The 17,761-nt window shown below is 48.6% G+C and carries 16 protein-coding genes; 9 read left to right on the top strand and 7 right to left on the bottom strand.

The annotated features are described in order from the left end of the window. Window positions 1–97 precede the first annotated feature (97 nt). Window positions 98–1,978: a gamma-glutamyltransferase family protein gene (locus OH144_RS08685; RefSeq protein ID WP_266205905.1), complete on the bottom strand. Its 1,881-nt coding sequence runs from the start codon at window positions 1,976–1,978 to the stop codon at window positions 98–100. Window positions 1,979–2,128: 150 nt separating this feature from the next. Between OH144_RS08685 and OH144_RS08680 the strand changes: the two genes are divergently transcribed. Then, window positions 2,129–2,875, top strand: coding sequence for a DUF72 domain-containing protein (locus OH144_RS08680; RefSeq protein WP_266205904.1), 747 nt, complete (start codon window positions 2,129–2,131; stop codon window positions 2,873–2,875). Between the two features lie 320 nt (window positions 2,876–3,195). On the opposite strand, the gene OH144_RS08675 is transcribed toward OH144_RS08680, so the two are convergent. Further along, complete coding sequence (locus OH144_RS08675; RefSeq protein ID WP_266205903.1) at window positions 3,196–4,149, bottom strand: calcium/sodium antiporter; 954 nt, start codon at window positions 4,147–4,149, stop codon at window positions 3,196–3,198. Window positions 4,150–4,399: 250 nt separating this feature from the next. Between OH144_RS08675 and OH144_RS08670 the strand changes: the two genes are divergently transcribed. Then, complete coding sequence (locus tag OH144_RS08670; RefSeq protein WP_266205902.1) at window positions 4,400–4,567, top strand: hypothetical protein; 168 nt, start codon at window positions 4,400–4,402, stop codon at window positions 4,565–4,567. A gap of 499 nt (window positions 4,568–5,066) precedes the next feature. Then, on the top strand, window positions 5,067–6,710 hold the full coding sequence (locus OH144_RS08665; RefSeq protein ID WP_266205901.1) for an ABC-F family ATP-binding cassette domain-containing protein: 1,644 nt from the start codon (window positions 5,067–5,069) through the stop codon (window positions 6,708–6,710). A gap of 331 nt (window positions 6,711–7,041) precedes the next feature. Here OH144_RS08665 and OH144_RS08660 read toward each other — a convergent pair whose 3' ends face one another. Next, window positions 7,042–8,127 carry an endonuclease/exonuclease/phosphatase family protein gene (locus OH144_RS08660; protein WP_266205900.1) on the bottom strand — a complete coding sequence of 362 codons (1,086 nt, stop codon included), beginning with the start codon at window positions 8,125–8,127 and terminating at the stop codon, window positions 7,042–7,044. A gap of 509 nt (window positions 8,128–8,636) precedes the next feature. Between OH144_RS08660 and OH144_RS08655 the strand changes: the two genes are divergently transcribed. After that, window positions 8,637–9,746 carry an acyltransferase family protein gene (locus OH144_RS08655; RefSeq protein WP_266205899.1) on the top strand — a complete coding sequence of 370 codons (1,110 nt, stop codon included), beginning with the start codon at window positions 8,637–8,639 and terminating at the stop codon, window positions 9,744–9,746. Between the two features lie 162 nt (window positions 9,747–9,908). Here OH144_RS08655 and OH144_RS21630 read toward each other — a convergent pair whose 3' ends face one another. Both OH144_RS21630 and OH144_RS08650 read right to left on the bottom strand, forming a co-directional pair. After that, window positions 9,909–10,100 (bottom strand): SDR family oxidoreductase, encoded by a 192-nt coding sequence (locus OH144_RS21630; RefSeq protein WP_407676622.1) that lies wholly within the window; start codon window positions 10,098–10,100, stop codon window positions 9,909–9,911. Continuing rightward, on the bottom strand, window positions 10,015–10,359 hold the full coding sequence (locus OH144_RS08650) for an SDR family oxidoreductase (RefSeq protein ID WP_266205898.1): 345 nt from the start codon (window positions 10,357–10,359) through the stop codon (window positions 10,015–10,017). The genes OH144_RS21630 and OH144_RS08650 overlap by 86 nt, the downstream gene beginning before the upstream one ends. Window positions 10,360–10,392: 33 nt before the next feature. Between OH144_RS08650 and OH144_RS08645 the strand changes: the two genes are divergently transcribed. Further along, complete coding sequence (locus OH144_RS08645; protein WP_266205897.1) at window positions 10,393–11,448, top strand: flavin monoamine oxidase family protein; 1,056 nt, start codon at window positions 10,393–10,395, stop codon at window positions 11,446–11,448. 320 nt (window positions 11,449–11,768) lie between these two features. On the opposite strand, the gene OH144_RS08640 is transcribed toward OH144_RS08645, so the two are convergent. Continuing rightward, complete coding sequence (locus OH144_RS08640; protein WP_266205896.1) at window positions 11,769–13,007, bottom strand: cation:proton antiporter; 1,239 nt, start codon at window positions 13,005–13,007, stop codon at window positions 11,769–11,771. Between the two features lie 623 nt (window positions 13,008–13,630). Between OH144_RS08640 and OH144_RS08635 the strand changes: the two genes are divergently transcribed. Both OH144_RS08635 and OH144_RS08630 read left to right on the top strand, forming a co-directional pair. Continuing rightward, complete coding sequence (locus tag OH144_RS08635; RefSeq protein ID WP_266205895.1) at window positions 13,631–13,792, top strand: hypothetical protein; 162 nt, start codon at window positions 13,631–13,633, stop codon at window positions 13,790–13,792. A gap of 383 nt (window positions 13,793–14,175) precedes the next feature. After that, entirely contained in the window at window positions 14,176–14,337 is a 162-nt protein-coding gene (locus tag OH144_RS08630; RefSeq protein ID WP_266205894.1) for a hypothetical protein, read from the top strand. Between the two features lie 110 nt (window positions 14,338–14,447). Here the strand turns inward: OH144_RS08630 and OH144_RS08625 are convergent, their stop codons facing one another. Further along, window positions 14,448–15,398 (bottom strand): NmrA/HSCARG family protein, encoded by a 951-nt coding sequence (locus OH144_RS08625; protein ID WP_266205893.1) that lies wholly within the window; start codon window positions 15,396–15,398, stop codon window positions 14,448–14,450. A gap of 600 nt (window positions 15,399–15,998) precedes the next feature. Here OH144_RS08625 and OH144_RS08620 point away from each other — a divergent pair. Together OH144_RS08620 and OH144_RS08615 are read left to right on the top strand one after the other, a co-directional pair. Beyond that, complete coding sequence (locus tag OH144_RS08620; protein ID WP_266205892.1) at window positions 15,999–16,580, top strand: Crp/Fnr family transcriptional regulator; 582 nt, start codon at window positions 15,999–16,001, stop codon at window positions 16,578–16,580. Between the two features lie 85 nt (window positions 16,581–16,665). Further along, window positions 16,666–17,382 carry a hypothetical protein gene (locus tag OH144_RS08615; RefSeq protein WP_266205891.1) on the top strand — a complete coding sequence of 239 codons (717 nt, stop codon included), beginning with the start codon at window positions 16,666–16,668 and terminating at the stop codon, window positions 17,380–17,382. The last annotated feature ends 379 nt before the right edge of the window (window positions 17,383–17,761 follow it).

Raw genomic sequence — 17,761 nt, 5'->3', positions numbered from 1 at the left:
AAGATTCGTTTTAGTACGTTTGGTTCGACTCTAACCGGACGGCAGCTTATACTTCATACACCTTTTATATTTTCGTCGCGAAAATCAGAATCCGTACTTACCACCCAATCCCATAATCTTCGCCGTGGTTGCTGGAGCCTCCCCAGAGGCTGTTGTGTTTCCAGTCGAAGTATAGCGCGTTGATCGGGCCGCTGGTGCGGTCGTCGAACGTCAATGTATAACCCATCTTCTTGAGCTCGGTTCGTACAGTTTCGGGGGTGCTGTCGTGGAGTAGGATGTGGCCTGGCTTGGGCTGACGGTCTTCGGTTTTGGTGCCGCCCAACGAGAGCCACAGTTGGTTGGTGTTGAAGTTAGCCGCCTCGGATGCTTGCTGTACGTTCATGCCAAACTCCACAACGTTGAGGAAGAACTGCAGCAGGTTCTGGTCCTGCGTGTCACCGCCCTGCACCGCGAAAGATAAGTATGGCTTGCCGTCTTTTAGCGCCATGGATGGGGTTAAGGTCACGCGCGGCCTTTTGCCCGGTGCTACCACGTTAAAGGGGTTCAGCTGCTCATCCAGCACAAAACTCTGCATACGCTGGCTCATGCCAATACCTGTGTTGCCGGCAATGCAGGCAGGTAGCCAGCCCCCGCTCGGCGTAATCGACACCACCCAACCTTCTTTGTCTGCGGCTTCTATCGTAGTGGTGCCGCGCCACAACCTGTCCTGGTACTCCACCATAGAGGAGCCGTTGCGGATGTCGTGGGTCGGAGCGAAGTTGCGGCGGGTAGTATCAAGCTCAAAACCTCTTTCTTTCAGGAGCTTTAAGTAAGGGTTTTTCTTTCCTTCGAAAGGGTAGGGGTCGCCGGGGCCAATTTTTGCATCGTTTTTATCAAGATGAATAAGCGCGGCACGCTGCTTGGCATAGTCCTTGCTCAGTAAGCCTTTCATCGGTTCCTGTGGCGCAAAGTAGGGGTCGCCGTAGTAAAAATCGCGGTCGGCGAAAGCCAGGTTCATACTTTGGTAGAGCGTGTGGATGTACCTGGAGCTGTTGTAGCCCATACTTTGGAGGTCGAAGTTTTCGAGGATGTTGAGCGCCTGCAGCATGGTCGGTCCCTGCGTCCACTGCTGCAACTTGTACACGTCAACGCCTTTATAGTTTGTTACCAGCGGCTCTTCCTCCAAAACCTTCCAGTTGGCCAGGTCCTTCATCGTGATCAGGCCGCCCTGCTCTTTGCTGCCGCGCACAAACTCTTTGGCAATATCTCCTGTGTAAAAGCGGTCGTAAGCCGCCATAATGGCCTCTTTGCGGCTTTTGCCTTTTTTTAGTGCCGCCCTTTCTGCTTCTACCAGTTTGGTGAGGGTTTGCAGCAGGTCTTGCTGGACAAAGATTTCACCGGCCATGGGGGCTTCTCTTTCCTGACCCGGGTGCGTCAAAAAGACTTTTTTGCTGTAGGGCCACTGCTTTATTTTATCCTTTCCGCGCTCGATGCTGTTGGCAGTTTGGGCTTCGATGGGGTAGCCGGCAGCCAGTTCCATGGCGGGTGCCAGTACTTCTTCCAGGCTCAGGGTGCCGTAGTTGGCCAGCATGTGCATCAGGCCGCCGGCTGTACCTGGTGTGGTAGCCGCCAAAGGGCCCTGCTCCGGCGGGAAATTGTAGCCTTTGCTTTTGAAGAACTCCGGCGTGGCACCCGTTGGCGCAACTCCCAGGGCATTAATGGCAATGACTTTTTTCGTTTTGGGATTGTAGATCAGAGCCTGTGTTTCGCCTCCCCAGCTTAGCACGTCCCACATGGTGCAGGTGGCGGCCAGCATGGTGCAGGCAGCATCCACGGCATTGCCGCCTTTCTGAAAGGTGATGGCGCCGGCGGTGGCTGCCAGCGGTTTCCCGGTAATGGCCATCCAGTTTTTACCATGCAGTACCGGCTTCTGGGTTTGCTGGGCCGAGACCGTAAGTATGGCGGAAAGTAGGAGGAGCAGGGGTAGAAGCTGTTTCATGGAAGTGCCCGTTCATTTACTAAATATAAGTATAAACTAATTTAATGCTACTGACCCCAAGCGTTTTCGGTGGATATTTTCCCTTTACCAAAGTATAACCGCAACCACCCACCGGTAACAAAGTATACTTTCCATACTTAAACCACACGCATGACCAATTTTACCAAACTGCAAATCGGCACATCCGGCTGGAGCTACCGCTGGCAGGAGGTGCTGTACCCTCCGGAGCTCAAATCGGCAGACTACCTCAGCCACTATGCCACCCGCTTTAACGCCACCGAAATCAACAGCAGCTTTTACCATTTCACCATGGCCAAGACCATCGAAAAGTGGCTTTCGCAGACACCGACTAATTTTAAGTTCGCACCCAAGCTGCACCAGGAAATCACCCATAAAAGAAAGTTTAGGGACATAGAGGAGCCGCTGCAGAAATTTATGTCGCGCTACCTGCTGATGGGGGAGCGGCTGGGGCCGGTGCTGGTACAGATTGCAGCCAGTTTCCGCTTTGACAGGCTTGTGGCAACAGACTTTTTCCATACGTTGCGCGAGCTTTATCCGGAGCATGTTTTTGCCCTGGAGGCGCGGCATGTTTCCTGGTTTACGGAGGAGGCCCTGGACCTGCTCCGGGAGTATGACATTACCACCGTCATCGCCAGCGCCGGCAAGCGTTTTCCGGGGACGGAGGTGACGACCACCAACACGGCCTACCTGCGCCTGCACGGCGACGAAAAGATGTACTCCTCGGCTTACTCGGACGATAAACTAGAGCGCTATGCCTACATGGTGAAGGACTGGCTGGAAGACGGCAAGCAAGTATGGGTTTTCTTTAACAACACCATTCTGGGCAATGCCGTGACGGATGCGGATAAGCTGCGAAAGCTGGTGGAGGAGCTGTAATTCAGGAAATCAAAGTATAAGCTACAATTAAAATGGTTGTGCTATCTGGTGGTGTCCCGCCACTTTATTCCTATACTAAAATTTTAAGCAGCCAGAAGCTGCCTCGTACAGCACACGCGCCGGAGGCGAGCGAAGGCCTTTAAATGGGTGAGTTGATAAGAGTACACATTTCACTTTGCCCCTGCTTATACTTTCTATGATAGAAAGTATAAGCAGGGGCAAAGTGAGCAGCAGATCTCATACGTTGGCTAAACCCTGCTGATCGCTTAGATCCCGCGGCCCGGGTGCAAGTAATCCATTAAGTATAACCAGCCCTGTTTTTACTGCATGATCAGCAGGACGAGGTATCCGATGTAGAGGGCGAGGAAAACACCGCCTTCCCAACGCGCCAACTGCCTTCCCTTGCCCGTAAAAATGAACACAAAAAGCAGCAGGCCGGCGATGATGTTGACCACAATGTCTGTCAGCGACCCGGCATTCACGGCAAGTGGGGTAACGACGGTCGAGACACCCAGGATCAGGAAGATATTGAAGATATTGGAGCCTACCACATTGCCTATGGCTATGTCCACATTACGTTTCCGGACTGCCACCACGGATGTGGCTAACTCGGGAAGTGAGGTGCCGATGGAAACGATCGTCAGGGCAATGATACGCTCCGAAAGGCCCAGGAGCTGGGCAATGCTCACGGCGCTCGTCACGATCAACCGCCCACCGATAATCAGCCCGGCAAGACCCAGAACAATGAAAAGTCCGGATAGGAGGAACGAGTATTGCTTGGCTGGGACCTCATCCTCTCCGGTGCCCCCGGCAGCCAGGGTAATATTGTAGACCAGGAAAATAGCGAAAAACAGCAGGAGCACAATGCCATCTCCCCTGGCAATTAAATTGGTGGCTGCCCCATCCAGGAAAGCATCGTTGGCAACAACAAGCACAGCAATGGCCGCTAGCAGACTCAGCGGGATCTCGATCCAGGTGGTATTGGATTTAACGGATAGGGGATAGATGAGGGCGGTGATACCCAGGATGCCCAGCACGTTAAAGATGTTGCTGCCCAGCACGTTTCCGAGCACCATTTCCGTGTTGTTGTTAAGGGAGGCGAACAGGTTAACCACCAGTTCCGGGGCCGACGTGCCGAAGGCTACAATGGTAAGGCCGATAACGATGTTCGGGACACCGAGCCTGGTGGCAAGGCTGGAGGCGCCGTCCACTAATTTTGTGGCACCAAAAATCAGGGCAACGAAGCCCACGAGGAGGAGGAGAATGTCAACCATGCAGATGAAAACCTATAAAAGGGCTGTAAAGTTACTTTAATTTAATTCTGATCTGCAAGAAGGGGCTGGAAAGTATAATCATCCCTTATGAGTGCCGGTTTTCGGCTGGTGTTGGCTAACTTGCAGGCGCTGTTGGTCAAAGCACTTGCCCGGCTAGAGAGAGGGAGCATGGCCCGGGTCGGTGATGTGATGCATCCGACTTCCAGCTACACGTTTCACTGCCGCAGAGGTATCAATAAAAGTATAAAGTATGCAGAAGGCACTGGTTTTGATGTTTGTTGTTGTGGGCGTGGCCTATTTCCTGTTCTACCCGTGGCTAAAGCACGCCATTGGCAGGAAGCGGCTGTTCCGATGGTTTATGATTATCTACGCCATCGCCATGCTTTTATCCGCCGTAAATAACTACCTGCTGGACTAAACTTCTACGTCAAGTTCATTTGTGATTTTTGTAGGAAGACTTGTAGCTTAGCTCCAGCCACGGTTTATCCCAGACAATGCACGTTTTATACTTTATAACCACACTTTTAAAACTCTTAAGTTCTGGCTCTACTGCTGCTAAAGCGTTTGCCAGGCTGTAATAAACTGGTAGAAAAGGAGGGCGTCCCGACAGGGTAAGCCACACTACTCGCCCACAAAATCCTTACAGGATGACAAAAACAGCATGTATAGAGTCTAATTTCCCCGTAGGTTAAGGTTATTCTAGTCGCTGCCAAACTACTCCGAATCAAGTTCTAGGTTTTCAGTTTTCGGAATAATGAGTAAGTCAGAACGTAACAGACCTGATGGTCATTGGGCTATAATAACAGGTTTTTGATGTGGAGGTATACTTTCCTCCTATCAGAAATTAGGATTAGCATGCCAGGGAGCGAAGGCAATCGTCTAAATTATACTACCTTTGCCCCCTTAAATTTAGGATTATGATTTCAGTAGACGCGGTTGCAGTAGAGTTTAACGGGGCAGCTCTTTTCAGCAATGTTACCTTCAATATTAACGAGAACGACCGGATAGCCCTGATGGGGAAGAACGGGGCGGGTAAATCTACCCTGCTAAAGATCATCGCGGGCGTGAACAAACCCACCCGTGGTAAGGTTTCGGCTCCGAAGGATGCCGTAATTGCCTACCTGCCGCAGCACCTGCTCACCAACGACGACTGCACCGTTTTCGAGGAAGCCTCCAAGGCCTTTGCCAAGATCCTGGAGATGAAAAAGCAGATGGAGTTCCTGAACTCGGAACTGGAGACGCGCACCGATTACGAGTCGGACGAATACTACGCCATTATAGAACAGGTGTCGGAGCTGAGCGAGAAGTATTACTCGGTGGAAGAGATCAACTATGATGCGGAGGTAGAGAAAACGCTGAAGGGGCTGGGCTTCTCCAGGGCAGACCTTACGCGGCCCACCAAAGAGTTTAGCGGTGGCTGGCGCATGCGCATCGAGCTGGCCAAAATCCTGCTGCAGCAGCCCGACCTCATTCTGCTCGATGAGCCCACCAACCACCTCGACATCGAGTCCATCCAATGGCTGGAGGATTTCCTGGTGAACAACGCGAAGGCGGTGATCGTGATCTCGCACGACAAAGCCTTTGTCGACAACATCACCAACCGCACCATCGAGGTAACGATGGGCCGCATCTACGACTACAAGGTAAACTACAGCCAATACCTGCAGCTGCGCAAAGAGCGCCGCGAGCAGCAGCAAAAACAGTTTGAGGACCAGCAGAAGGAGATAGCCGAGATACAGACGTTCATTGATCGCTTTAAAGGTACTTACTCCAAAACGCTGCAGGTGCAGTCGCGGGTGAAGATGCTGGAGAAGATGGAGATCATTGAGGTGGATGAAGTGGATACCTCGGCGCTTAACCTTAAGTTTCCGCCGGCGCCGCGCTCAGGCAACTACCCGGTTATTGTGGAGGGCCTCACCAAAAAGTATGGCGACTATACTGTTTTCCAGGACGCTTCGCTAACGATTAACCGTGGCGAGAAGGTGGCCTTTGTAGGCAAGAACGGCGAAGGAAAGTCTACCCTGGTGAAAGCCATTATGGGCGAGCTGGAGTATGAGGGCAAACTGCAGCTGGGCCACAACAGTATGATCGGATACTTTGCCCAAAACCAGGCCTCGCTGCTGGATGAAAGCCTGACCGTGTTCCAGACCATTGATGAGATTGCCGTAGGTGACGTGCGCACCCGCGTAAAGGATTTGCTGGGTGCGTTTATGTTCAGCGGCGAAACCGTGGAGAAGAAAGTGAAGGTGCTCTCTGGTGGAGAGAAAACTCGCCTGGCCATGATCAAGCTGCTGCTGCAACCCGTGAACCTGCTTATACTTGACGAACCGACCAACCACCTGGACATCAAAACGAAGGATATCCTGAAGGACGCGCTGAAAGCTTTCGACGGCACCATCATCCTTGTTTCCCACGACAGGGACTTCCTCGACGGGCTGGCCACGAAGGTGTTCGAGTTCGGCAACAAGCGCATCCGCGAGCACTTCGAGGACATCAACGGCTTCCTGCGAAATAAGAAGATGGAGAACCTTCGTGAGATCGAGCGAAGTACTACTAAGTAACCCAATTTGCGATTCTCGAATGCAGTGCAGGTGTAAACCCACACCCTCCGAGGCGGGGAATCACATGTTAAGTTCAAAACTCCTATCGGAGGGGCCTACGATTCGGACACAAGTATAAAAGCCATTTGCTCTTCGGGATTTGTAATCCCGAAGCCTCTATTATGAGGATTTGCAATCCGACTTCCGGCTTATAGCTGTAGTTCAACAGCTGGCAAAGTATAAAATCGGATTGCAAATCCTGACAATAGCATACTTTCGGATTGCAAATCCGAAAGAGCGGAGTTGATGCCGATTTCTATACTTAGTATAAAGTATAAATACCTTATCCGCCTTACTTCCCCGGCTCGTGCACGTGCGATTCTTCCACCTTGTGCTCGTCCATTTTGCTTTCTGCCCATTCCAAGTCCTCTTCGTCTGCTTCGAGGCCTTCCTGGTCGGCCCCGTGCGCCACGTCATACACCAGCTCCACCAGCATCGGGAAATGGTCGGAGCCAAAGTATGGGAGCCTGCTGATGTGCGATAAGGTGAAATGCTCGCTATGGAAGAGGTGGTCGAGGGGCCAGCGGGCGAACCGGAAACCGGCATGGAAGGTATTGTACATGCCCCGCCCGATGCGTGGGTCCAGCAAGCCGCTTAGTTTCCGGAAGAGGCGCGTTGTCTCCGACCACGCCACGTCGTTCAGGTCACCGGATACGATGATTGGTTCGTGCTCATCAGACACACTTTTAGCTACTACCAGTAACTCAGCGTCGCGCTCCGAAGAGTCTGGGTTCTCGGTTGGGCTTGGCGGGGCCGGGTGCAGGAAGTGGGCGCGTATCTTAACCCCGGAGGGCAGCACCACCAGCGCATGCATACTTGGTACATGAGGCTCTACCAGAAATTGTATGGCGGCATCCTCCAGTGGCAGCCTGGAGTATACATTCATCCCATACTTGTTGTCTAAGGGGCACTTCATGGTATGGAGGTATTCCTTTTCCAGCACGCTCAGTTTTCCTTCCCACCACAGGTCTGTCTCCAGGGCTACCAGTACATCCGGCTGATGCTGCTTTACAAGCTCCAATAGACCTTTATAATTGCGGTTGGGCATAAGCACATTGGCCGTCATAATACGGATAAGGTTGTTGCGCTTCCGGTGTCGCGCTGTTTTTACCTCCACAGGGAAGATCGTGGTGTAGGGAAGTATCCAACCCAAATGAAAGCAGAAGCATCCGAAGGCAATCCCCACCATCACCCAGGTGGTGTAGCGCGAAAAGTCCAGGGCAATAGTTTCTGCCACCAGCATGAAGAAGGAGAAGGCCATGAACTGGAGCCGGGGAAAATCGAAGCCCCGCACCCACCAGGCGTTGTGGCGCCACAGCGGCAGCACTGTTACAATGGCCAGCACATACGTAAGCACCACCAGTATTTTATAAACCATCAGATACAAACCTTAACTACCACAAGTATACTTTTTCAAGCCAGTAAATGATGATACGTTCCAGGAGCAGGAGGGTAGGCTCAGAGGGTGATTTATACTTCTGCCGGCCCACAATTAGGGAGAAGTATGGGCTGGTACTGTCGTTGATGAGTGCCGGCAGAGGAGAAATGTACGGAGCGTTTAATACTCACTCCAGATGATGCGGAGGAGCCTTGCAAGCTAAACAGCCGGGATAAGTTGTATGATGCATTTGATATATAAAGTCCTGCTTATTAGTAGGATAGGAGACTTGTTTAATGTCGGAAGTATAAGATAGCCGATGAGCTGCTTTATGTTAAGCAAGATTTTCAGCTAAAGTATAAAGGAGGAGGGGTGGCAAGATTTCCGGCTTGGTCTCTTCGTTTAAATGCGATAAACTTAATATATTACGCTTTTAACCATCCTATGCTACTGCAAAGAACCCATGATAACGGTTCGCTGCTGGTGGCATTTCACCCTTACCATAATTAATGAATAAGCTTAAAGTAAACACGGGCAATCTAGAAGCCAGCTCGGGCCTTCTCAAGACGAAACAGCACTTTGTCATCCTCGATGGGTTAAGGGGAGTAGCTGCTCTGGCTGTCGTGATTTTCCATTTCATGGAGTGGGTTCACCCACCAGACTCCGGCAAGATTTTCATCGGGCACGGCTTTTTGGCCGTGGACTTCTTTTTCTGTCTGTCCGGCTTTGTCATTGGGTACGCTTATGACGACCGTATAGGGAAAATGGGGTTTATGGAGTTTTTTAAAGCCAGGCTGATACGGCTGCACCCTCTGGTTATACTTGGCTCGGTGCTGGGCCTGTTGGCTTTTCTCTTTGATCCATTTGCCGCCTATACAGGAGCGTATGGCACAGGCAAACTTATTCTGGTGTTTCTTTGCTCTGCCCTTCTCATTCCTTATCCGGTGATGGAAGAGCGTGCTTTCAACTTGTTCGGGCTCAATGCTCCTTCATGGTCCTTGTTCTGGGAATACGTGGCCAATATCGTGTATGCCCTTATCCTCTACAGGCTCTCCCGCCGCTATTTGACTGTACTGACAGTACTGGCAGCGGTTACTCTTTGCTTTGTTAGCTATCGTGCCGGAAACCTGCTGGGGGGCTGGTCAGGGGAGAATTTCTGGGATGGCGGCGCTCGTATCTTCTACTCCTTCTCAGCCGGGTTGTTGATCTATCGTTCTAACTGGATCATCAAAAACAGGCTCGGGTTCATCGGCCTGGCTATCCTGCTGTCGCTGGCCTTCGTCATGCCTTATTTTAAATGGAATTGGGTGGCAGAGACAATGGTTGTCCTGTTCTATTTTCCATTGCTGGTTGCATTGGGAGCCGGCTCCAGCCTGTCACCAGGATTGAAAAAGCTCTGTGTGTTCTCCGGAAATATATCGTACCCCCTCTACATGACCCATTACGCCGTGATCTGGATGTTTGGAAACTATTTCACAAGCAGCAAGCCAGGAGCAAACGAACTGTTTCTTATCGTGTCAATAGGAACAGTCCTGCTGGTCGGTGTAGCCTATGTTGTAATGGTGGCGTATGATATCCCTGTCAGGAGGTACCTGAGCAGCAAATGGCGGCAACGGTAGAAGCAGGAACAATGGTTGTGTTTTAAGGCATGCTCCCTAAAACAAAGCGAGTGTAATTTGTTTTAACTGAACCGGGTTGCTGATTCAGGTTTTGTGCGGAGTAGTATGAAGCCCACCGCTGCCGATAGCCGCTCCCCGCGAGAGTGTTAAAAGCGGCCCCTGCTATTTCATATGGCAGGGGCCGTTTCTTTTATACCCCCCGTCAACCTCCCAAATAATGGCACCCGTTACCCAACTGGTTTCATCGGATAGCAGAAAAGCTATCGTATTAGCTATGTCTCCTGGTCTGCCCACTCTTCCGATCGGGTGGAAGGAAGTTAACCCTTGGAGCGACTCTATCAATGAGAGAACCATAAATAGGGGGCACCAAAACAGCCGGCGAAACCGCGTTCACACTGATATTGAAATCGGCAAGTCCCATGGCAAGATGTTGTGTCAGGCTTTGTAAGCCTGCTTTGACCATGGAAGAAGCGGAGGAAGGTGTAGCCTTTATTGCCTGCCAGGCCCAGATGGAGCCAATGTTCACAATAGAACCGCCGCCGTTCGCTTTCATAACTTTAGCAACTGCCTGCGTAGCAAAGAAAAATGCTTTACATTTTTTCATTTTTACCATCAATAATTCGCTGGAAAGCCTGATTTTTGTTAAATGAAGACGAGTGAACGCATCATTATAGTGGGAGGAGGGTTAAGCGGTCTTACGTTAGCTTATCTGTTATCTCTAAAGAGTGTAGAAGCAATAGTCTTAGAAGCTTCTCCCAGACTAGGCGGCAGGATACAAACTGTGGAAGGGGCTCTGGGTACGCCAATGGAATTAGGCGCCACTTGGTTTTCAGACGTGCATACCCATTTATTGGCTTTGATGATAGAACTCGGTTTAGAGAAGTACCCTCAGTTTTCAGAAGGGATTTCCCTCTTTCAAACCAAATCATTCGAGCCGCCTCAAAAGTTCTTCGTGCCAGAGGCAGAAACACCTTCCTACAGACTTGCCGGGGGAACCCAAGCCTTGATAGCTACCTTAGCACAGAAACTGGAACCTCAAAAGGTCAGGTTAAATGCAAGGGTAACGGGTATAAGCGATTCGGAGAATACAATAACAGTAGAAACTGTAAGCGGGGAAGTGTATGAAGCAGATAAAGTAGTGCTTTGCTTGCCGCCACAGTTAGTTGCCTCGCACATAGCGTTCTCTCCAGAGTTACCAGATGCTATCGGCCAAGTTCTACCATCGGTACAAACGTGGATGGCTGGTGCTGTAAAGTTTGCCCTAGAGTATGCGGAACCGTTCTGGCGAAACGAAGGCTTTTCAGGTATGCTGTACAGCCACGCGGGCATTATTACCGAAATGTACGACCATACCAATTTCGAAGAAGACAAATTTGGCTTTACAGGTTTTCTAAATAGCGGGGCCGCATCCTATACCCAGGAGGTGCGAAAAGAATTTGTGTTACGCCAACTCGGAGAGCTGTTAGGAGGTAAAGCGCTACAGCCTACTGCTTATTTTGATAAAGTGTGGACGGATGAATTTGTTTTGGCAGGCAATCAGGTAATTCATCGTCCACACCAGAATAACGGACATCCTTTATTGCAGCAAAAGTATATGGGTGGAAGGCTTTTTTTCTGTGGTACAGAGACGGCACCTGAGTTTGCCGGGTATATGGAAGGAGCGGTAATGGCTGCCAAAAAAATAGCCGACACTCATGCATAGCACTTTATAGCAGTTTGATGATTAATAGGTTTAAGTGTTGCATAATTCTCCTGGCGTGAAGCAGTCCAGAAAGAGCAGCGAAGTATCAAAAACAAAAACCAGCTTATTTAGCTAAGCTGGTTTTTGTTTTTGTAGGCCATAGGGTAGACATATCGAAGTTTTATTAAAGGCACTAGTTTTGGGCGGGCGCTGGGGGGGATGGCCAGTTCAAACAGTAGTTGATGTTGTTCTCATTGTGCTGACTACTATTGCGGACACCATAGCTCCTGTTGGGAAAGACAAAACAAATAAGTGGCCGGCACCCCCTATGCCTGGCCACACTAATGGTGCTGCCTCCCTGCGGCTCTTGCGTATAGCTTGGACAATGGCGTGGAACTGAGGCCATGCACTACCACCGAAGCACAGGCAACCAAGCTTACTACATCCCACACAAGGGGCTCTTTTAACCTATGCTCGGCCATGGCACCGTAGTAGATAGCGGCTACGGCAATCGGGCCGAACCAACCCAGAAACAAAGCATCCTTCGTGCTTCTCAGGCTCGGCAGTAAAGGCTTCAGGAGCAACAGCACGGGAGGGCGACGCAGCAAAAGTAAAGCTATCACCAGCAGTATACCGCTCCAGCCCAGCGCTGTCCAACCGGACCAGGGGATAGCCGTGCCAAGCAGGGCGAAGATAGGGTAGGAGAAAAAGCGGTTAACCGCCTCCTGGCCTTTTTCCTCCTCGCCGCGTTCTTCCTCGCTTGCAACCTGAACAAAAGCAGCGCCGGCGGCAAAAACCACCAATACCTCATCGCTTTTGATCAGCTTACCGCCCCCAACTGCCAGCAGCGAGAGCGCAACGGTGTAGATCAGTCTCCAGTTCTCCTGTATCAGGTCGTGCTTTTCAGACGCGTTCAGGAGTTTGGCCGCTATGTAACCGAGCGTCAGCCCGAAAGCGGTAGCTCCTAGCACCTCCCACAGCAGCGTTGTGGTGAGCCAATGTGAAAGAGCGCCTTCAGGTGTGCGCGTCAGCATCAGGAGCGGCAGGAACACGAACAGGTAACTAAGGCCGTCGTTGGCACCGGACTCCAAAGAGATGGCGTGGCGTAGGCGCTCCGGCAGGTTCTTCTTGGCTACCGGCCCTGTTACGATAGGGCTTGCGGCTATAGGGTCGGTCGGGGCGATGATGGCGCCGATCAGGGCTGCGAGCCAGAAAGGTATATCCAGTATGAGGTAGATCAGCATGGTGCCTATTGCCCACATCAGCACCATGCCTAACCCCACCAGCGTTAATATCTGCCGCCAGTTCCTGCGCGGATACTCCTTTGGGATGCGGAGGGCTACGCTGATCAGCCCGATCCCGAGTACTAGCCTGGCCGTTGTTTCCAGGATGGTGGCCTTGTCCCCAAGCTTTTCCGGGTCTATGACATCCAGTACCTTAGGGCCCAGCAGTATGCCTATGAGCAGGGCAAGCAGGGTCGCCGGGATGACGCTCTCCTCCAGCTTTTTGGAACCGAGCCCCAGCATAAGCACCAGGCCTCCTAAAATCGTGATGAAGACATTTATCTCGTTACTGCCCATTTAGTTCATGCGTTTATGTGCAAAACTCTCTTCTGCAGCAACAGCGGCTGCAGGAGTACAGTACCCTGCATGCAATGTGAAGGTTATCTTGATTGGCTGGGGTCAGAGGCTATGCCTTCAAATTTTAGATATTACTCCTATAGTAAGTGCAAGTAGTAAGCGCAAGGAGAAATCTGTCGCATTGTACTACCAAGCGGTATTTTGATTCCTTGTAGCTATCCTTTCCTGCTGTTACTTTTGTAAAGGAAGGCGGGCAATCCATGGCGGATAGTACAGGCCACGCTTTTCAGCTAAAATGGAAAGGGCGGGCATCACCACGCTGTGGGAATTTAGTGGGTGCTAGCCTATAATTCAATATGAACCGGAGGGGGTAATGTATCTACAGCAAAAAGTCGCTCCATCTAATGTAGAGAGGCTTTTTGCTGTAGTAGACCGATGGATTGAATCATTGAGCTGCTTAGTGCAGGATATACAGCTTATATTTAATTTCTAGAACATTTGATAGTGAATCATTTCCTTCAGCTATTCAGAAAATAATTGCATTTAAGCGTATATAGTAGGTAGGTGTGGAAATCCGGGCATAGCATGGGCCGAAATCACGTAGGAATAAATTTAAGGAGACAATGAGTACCAGATCAAGAGACCAACAGAAGAAGCAGCGCCAGAAAGAATTCAAGGAAAGGAAAGAACATCAGGAACTCCTTAAAGCTGCGGCAAAAAAAGCTAAACGCGTTTCATCTGGAAATGAAGATAAAATTGATAGGACGTCCGAAATTGAAGACTAAGCTTGTCCCTTTCTTTTTCAGGATGGGGTGCGGTTCCTTGCCTGAATGAAGGGTCTTTCTTAGAAAGTAAGATTGGTTATTAAATTAATAGATTAAAAAGCCGCTCCAGTTCTAAATGAAGCGGCTTTGGTAGACTGAAAGGTGAATTATCGAACTTTTTCCACAGGGATTTGGCTGTTCTAGAAGAATGCTTTAAAATAGGAGAGAGTGAGGCTTGAAACTCCTATTACGTATACTAGTAGGTTTTCTCGACAAGGTTTCTGGAGCTATACCCATAGCTCCCATGCCTTTGATAAAGGAACTAGCAGTTGGATAATTTCTAGCATTCACCTACCTTATTAATTACATAAACACATGCGTACTTCAGCCACAAGTAACAGATCTTGACAGCAAATGAGCGCGAAAGCACGCTGCAGCTGTTTGGAGTAGATTATAGTAAAGTGTACGATAAGAAGAAAATAATCAAAGAGGGATCTAATACGCTCTGGAACTATGCCGAAGAACTGATCGATGATAGCATAAAAAGAGGCATGCTGGAAAAATGATTAAAGCTATTCTCAAATCTGAATAGAGTTAAACATTCCTCTATCATAGCATAAGAAAACCTGCTGCTCGCACCTTTTAATATAGCCTTAAAATTGGTAGTACCTGCAATTTACTCCATGGGTATTCGCTTTCCATTTTCAGCTAGCCACGAGTCAAAGGATTTCAATTCAGGGTTTAGCTCTTTTGAAAAGTTGACGTTACGCACACTATTGCAGACCTGGTCAAAATCACGGTAGAATTGAAACATATTGCCCAGGTCGTCTGCTCCAGGAAAGCCGAACCCCCGATAAGTTTCTGGCGAGATGCTGTTATAGGTTACATCCTGCCCCAATGCTTTCGTCATGGCTTGTGCCATTTCCTGACCAGTAAGCTGATCGCCTGCCACGCCCACGGTTTTACCAATCATTTCTTTGCCACGTTTAAAAATGCCATAGGCACATTTTCCTATGTCTTCAGAAGCAATGCCTGCCATCTTTTTGTCTCCCATCGGTAAGGTTAGATAATACTTTCCGTCGTCTCCTTTTTTAGGCCCCATCCCAAAGTAGATGAAGTTATCCCAGTAGAACGAAGCACGAAGGAAACTGGTAGGTACTCCCAAATCAGTAAAGAAATTATCCGCTTCACCTTTCGCATCAAAGTGAGGTACTTTATACTTTTCCTGCAGGGTAGGCATCCGGTCATCATCCAGCGGCACCCATTTGCGGGTATCTTCCAGCGTAGACCAAATTACATGTTCTAATCCTGCTTCTTTAGCAGCTTCGGCCATGCTTTTGGCCTCTTCATATTCCTTTTCAGGAGAGAAATGTGCCCAGAAGAAGGTAACAAGGTACGCTCCATAAGCACCATCCAGTGCCCGTTTCATACTTTCTTTATCGTCAATATCTGCTTTTACTACTTCTGCACCCATAGCAGCAAGTTCTTTCGCTTTGTCTGAGTCAGGGTTTCTGGTGACGGCGCGAACCGCAAACTCACTGTTGCTGTCTTCCAATATAGCCCGTGCAACCCCGCCGCCTTGAGCGCCGGTTGCCCCAAACACTGTTATAATTTTTTTCTCAGGCATAGAAATACATTATTGAATTTGTTGTAGTATAAGTATAGCATGTTATACTTACGAAAGGTTCAGTGGGGTGATGGCGAAAAGGGAAAAACTTCGTAACCAACTATTATACTTAGTCGGAACAGCTTTATTGGAAAGTAGCATTAGTCCTTTTCATGTTGTAAGAGTAAGTTAAGCTACTAAATAAATCATTTGATAGCTTGATATACTTTTGAATTGATACTGTTAAAAAGCGTTTTTGGGGCGAATAGGATACCTTAAATTTAAATACGATTAGCAGAGAGATGCTTAACAAAAAACAATAGAGAAAGATGAGGTTGGTTCTTTAGGAAAGACAACCTATAGAATTAAATGAGGGAAGTTTTTTGGAAGTGTCTCAAAATGTTTCCTTAAAAGATCGCTAACTCTGACCAAAGGGGAAATCTATCGAACCAAAAAAGCTGCCCAGTTTTACTTGAAGCTGCTTTTTGTAGTAGTAGACCAAAGGATCGAATTATCGAACTTAATACACAAGAACTTGAAAGCTATTATGGAATAGGTTACTTGCAATATTTGCTTTTCTTCTTCAGACGTTTTAGAATCTCCCAGGCAACAACATCTATCATGATGAAAGAAAACTTGCTGCATTTTCTTCAGAGTACGGGCCTTGTCTGCCATCAAACGGCGCTAGAAGTAGCCCATCATTTTATTGATAGAAAAATCTCCCGGAACGAATTTTTTCTCCAGGAAGGAAAGGTGTCCGATGAATACCTGTTTTTAGAAGAAGGATGCCTGCGTGCCTTCGCCTATGATACGAACGGAAGCGAAGTGACTACAGGCTTTTACACCGATAAGCAGGTAGTCTTCGAAGTATCTTCATTCTTTAATAAATTACCATCAAAGGAAAATATAAAGGCCTTAACAGATTGTGAAGGCTGGAGTATAGCCTTCGCAGAATTGAATCACTTATTTCATGCGATACCGGAGTTCAGAGAATTTGGCAGATCCATCTTAGTGAAAGGATTTGCCAGCCTGAAAGACAGGATGCTGACAATGATCACCGAATCGGCTGAAGAACGTTACGTCCATTTGCTAAGAACAAGACCGGAACTGTTTCAGCATGCTCAACTGAAATACATAGCGTCTTACTTGGGGGTAACTGATAGCTCTCTGAGCCGCATCCGAAAAGAATATTCAAAAAAATAACCTGCTATTCATTTCTTGTCATTTGGCAAGTGGAATGCTTTGCAGTTTGTTTTCCTTTGCAGTGATACATTTAAAACATCATGCTATGGAAAATTTACCTGTCTTCATCCCAATTATCTTTGCCTCAATAACCGCCTTCGTCACCTGGATGTTGTATAAGGCAACCAGCAATTCCAAAGTTGTTGTACTGGCTCTGATCTGGCTTGGCGGGCAGGGCATACTCGGGGTAACAGATTTTTATACTGTAACTTATACGCTTCCCCCTAGGATGTTGCTGCTAGTACTGCCGCCTCTTGTTCTGATAGCTGTATTGTTCGTTACAAGGCAGGGCAGGGTTTTTATAGATAGCCTGCATACAGGTTTCCTGACGCTGTTACATTTGGCACGTATCCCCGTAGAGTTAGTTCTGTTCTGGTTATTCGTACATGGTAATGTGCCGGAACTAATGACCTTCGAAGGCAGGAATCTTGATATACTGGCCGGTCTGTCTGCCCCGATTATTTACTATTTTGGGTTTTTAAGGCACAGATTTCCTGCAAGCGTGATAATTGGCTGGAACATCATATGTTTGGGCCTGCTGGTGAATATTGTCATACATGGGATATTGTCAGTTCCCACACCCTTCCAACAGTTTGGATTTGAGCAGCCTAATACAGCTCTTTTATACTTTCCTTTTATCTGGTTGCCAGGCTATATAGTTCCGGTAGTTCTATTTTCACACCTGGCCACTATCCGGCAAATGCTTTACCACAAGTTGAATGTAGCTGGCAGGGGAGTTCATGAATCGGTAAATTATCTTTAGTCATGATGGGAAAGTAAGGGAAAAAAATTGTTATTAAAACTGAAGAGGATGCATTGTCGAACAAAAAAAGCCGCTTCATTTGATGTGGAGCGGCTTTTTTCTATAGTAGACCGAAGGATGGGATTACCGAACCTTTTCCACTATGATTTAGTGGCTGTGCGTCAGTATCTGGAGATAGGTATTAATTGTTAGAGCAGTTCATTATTCTTTTGCTATAGTAGCGAAGGAGATGTAAAGCTCCACATTTAGCCTAACATACTGCTACCATCGAATTATAAAGTTAAAGCAGTCTAAAAGGTTGTTTACCCAGTATTTATACTATCCCACAATGATTATCTACTAACCTTGTAGAATCGTACTCATATATAAAACAACTGAA

The organism is Pontibacter kalidii (assembly GCF_026278245.1).
Lineage (GTDB): Bacteria > Bacteroidota > Bacteroidia > Cytophagales > Hymenobacteraceae > Pontibacter > Pontibacter kalidii.
Note: the sequence above shows the minus strand (reverse complement) of the source record. Positions and strands in the feature narration are given on the sequence as shown.

Bases quoted from the DNA above. Each gene is read 5' to 3' on its own strand.
- OH144_RS08685 (WP_266205905.1), bottom strand. From the start codon at position 1,978: ATGAAACAGCTTCTACCCCTGCTCCTCCTACTTTCCGCCATACTTACG.
- OH144_RS08680 (WP_266205904.1), top strand. From the start codon at position 2,129: ATGACCAATTTTACCAAACTGCAAATCGGCACATCCGGCTGGAGCTAC.
- OH144_RS08635 (WP_266205895.1), top strand. From the start codon at position 13,631: ATGAGTACCAGATCAAGAGACCAACAGAAGAAGCAGCGCCAGAAAGAA.
- OH144_RS08625 (WP_266205893.1), bottom strand. From the start codon at position 15,398: ATGCCTGAGAAAAAAATTATAACAGTGTTTGGGGCAACCGGCGCTCAA.
- OH144_RS08650 (WP_266205898.1), bottom strand. From the start codon at position 10,359: ATGGTAAAAATGAAAAAATGTAAAGCATTTTTCTTTGCTACGCAGGCA.
- OH144_RS08640 (WP_266205896.1), bottom strand. From the start codon at position 13,007: ATGGGCAGTAACGAGATAAATGTCTTCATCACGATTTTAGGAGGCCTG.
- OH144_RS08665 (WP_266205901.1), top strand. From the start codon at position 5,067: ATGATTTCAGTAGACGCGGTTGCAGTAGAGTTTAACGGGGCAGCTCTT.
- OH144_RS08655 (WP_266205899.1), top strand. From the start codon at position 8,637: ATGAATAAGCTTAAAGTAAACACGGGCAATCTAGAAGCCAGCTCGGGC.
- OH144_RS08660 (WP_266205900.1), bottom strand. From the start codon at position 8,127: ATGGTTTATAAAATACTGGTGGTGCTTACGTATGTGCTGGCCATTGTA.
- OH144_RS08670 (WP_266205902.1), top strand. From the start codon at position 4,400: ATGCAGAAGGCACTGGTTTTGATGTTTGTTGTTGTGGGCGTGGCCTAT.
- OH144_RS08645 (WP_266205897.1), top strand. From the start codon at position 10,393: ATGAAGACGAGTGAACGCATCATTATAGTGGGAGGAGGGTTAAGCGGT.
- OH144_RS21630 (WP_407676622.1), bottom strand. From the start codon at position 10,100: ATGGTTCTCTCATTGATAGAGTCGCTCCAAGGGTTAACTTCCTTCCAC.
- OH144_RS08675 (WP_266205903.1), bottom strand. From the start codon at position 4,149: ATGGTTGACATTCTCCTCCTCCTCGTGGGCTTCGTTGCCCTGATTTTT.
- OH144_RS08615 (WP_266205891.1), top strand. From the start codon at position 16,666: ATGGAAAATTTACCTGTCTTCATCCCAATTATCTTTGCCTCAATAACC.
- OH144_RS08620 (WP_266205892.1), top strand. From the start codon at position 15,999: ATGATGAAAGAAAACTTGCTGCATTTTCTTCAGAGTACGGGCCTTGTC.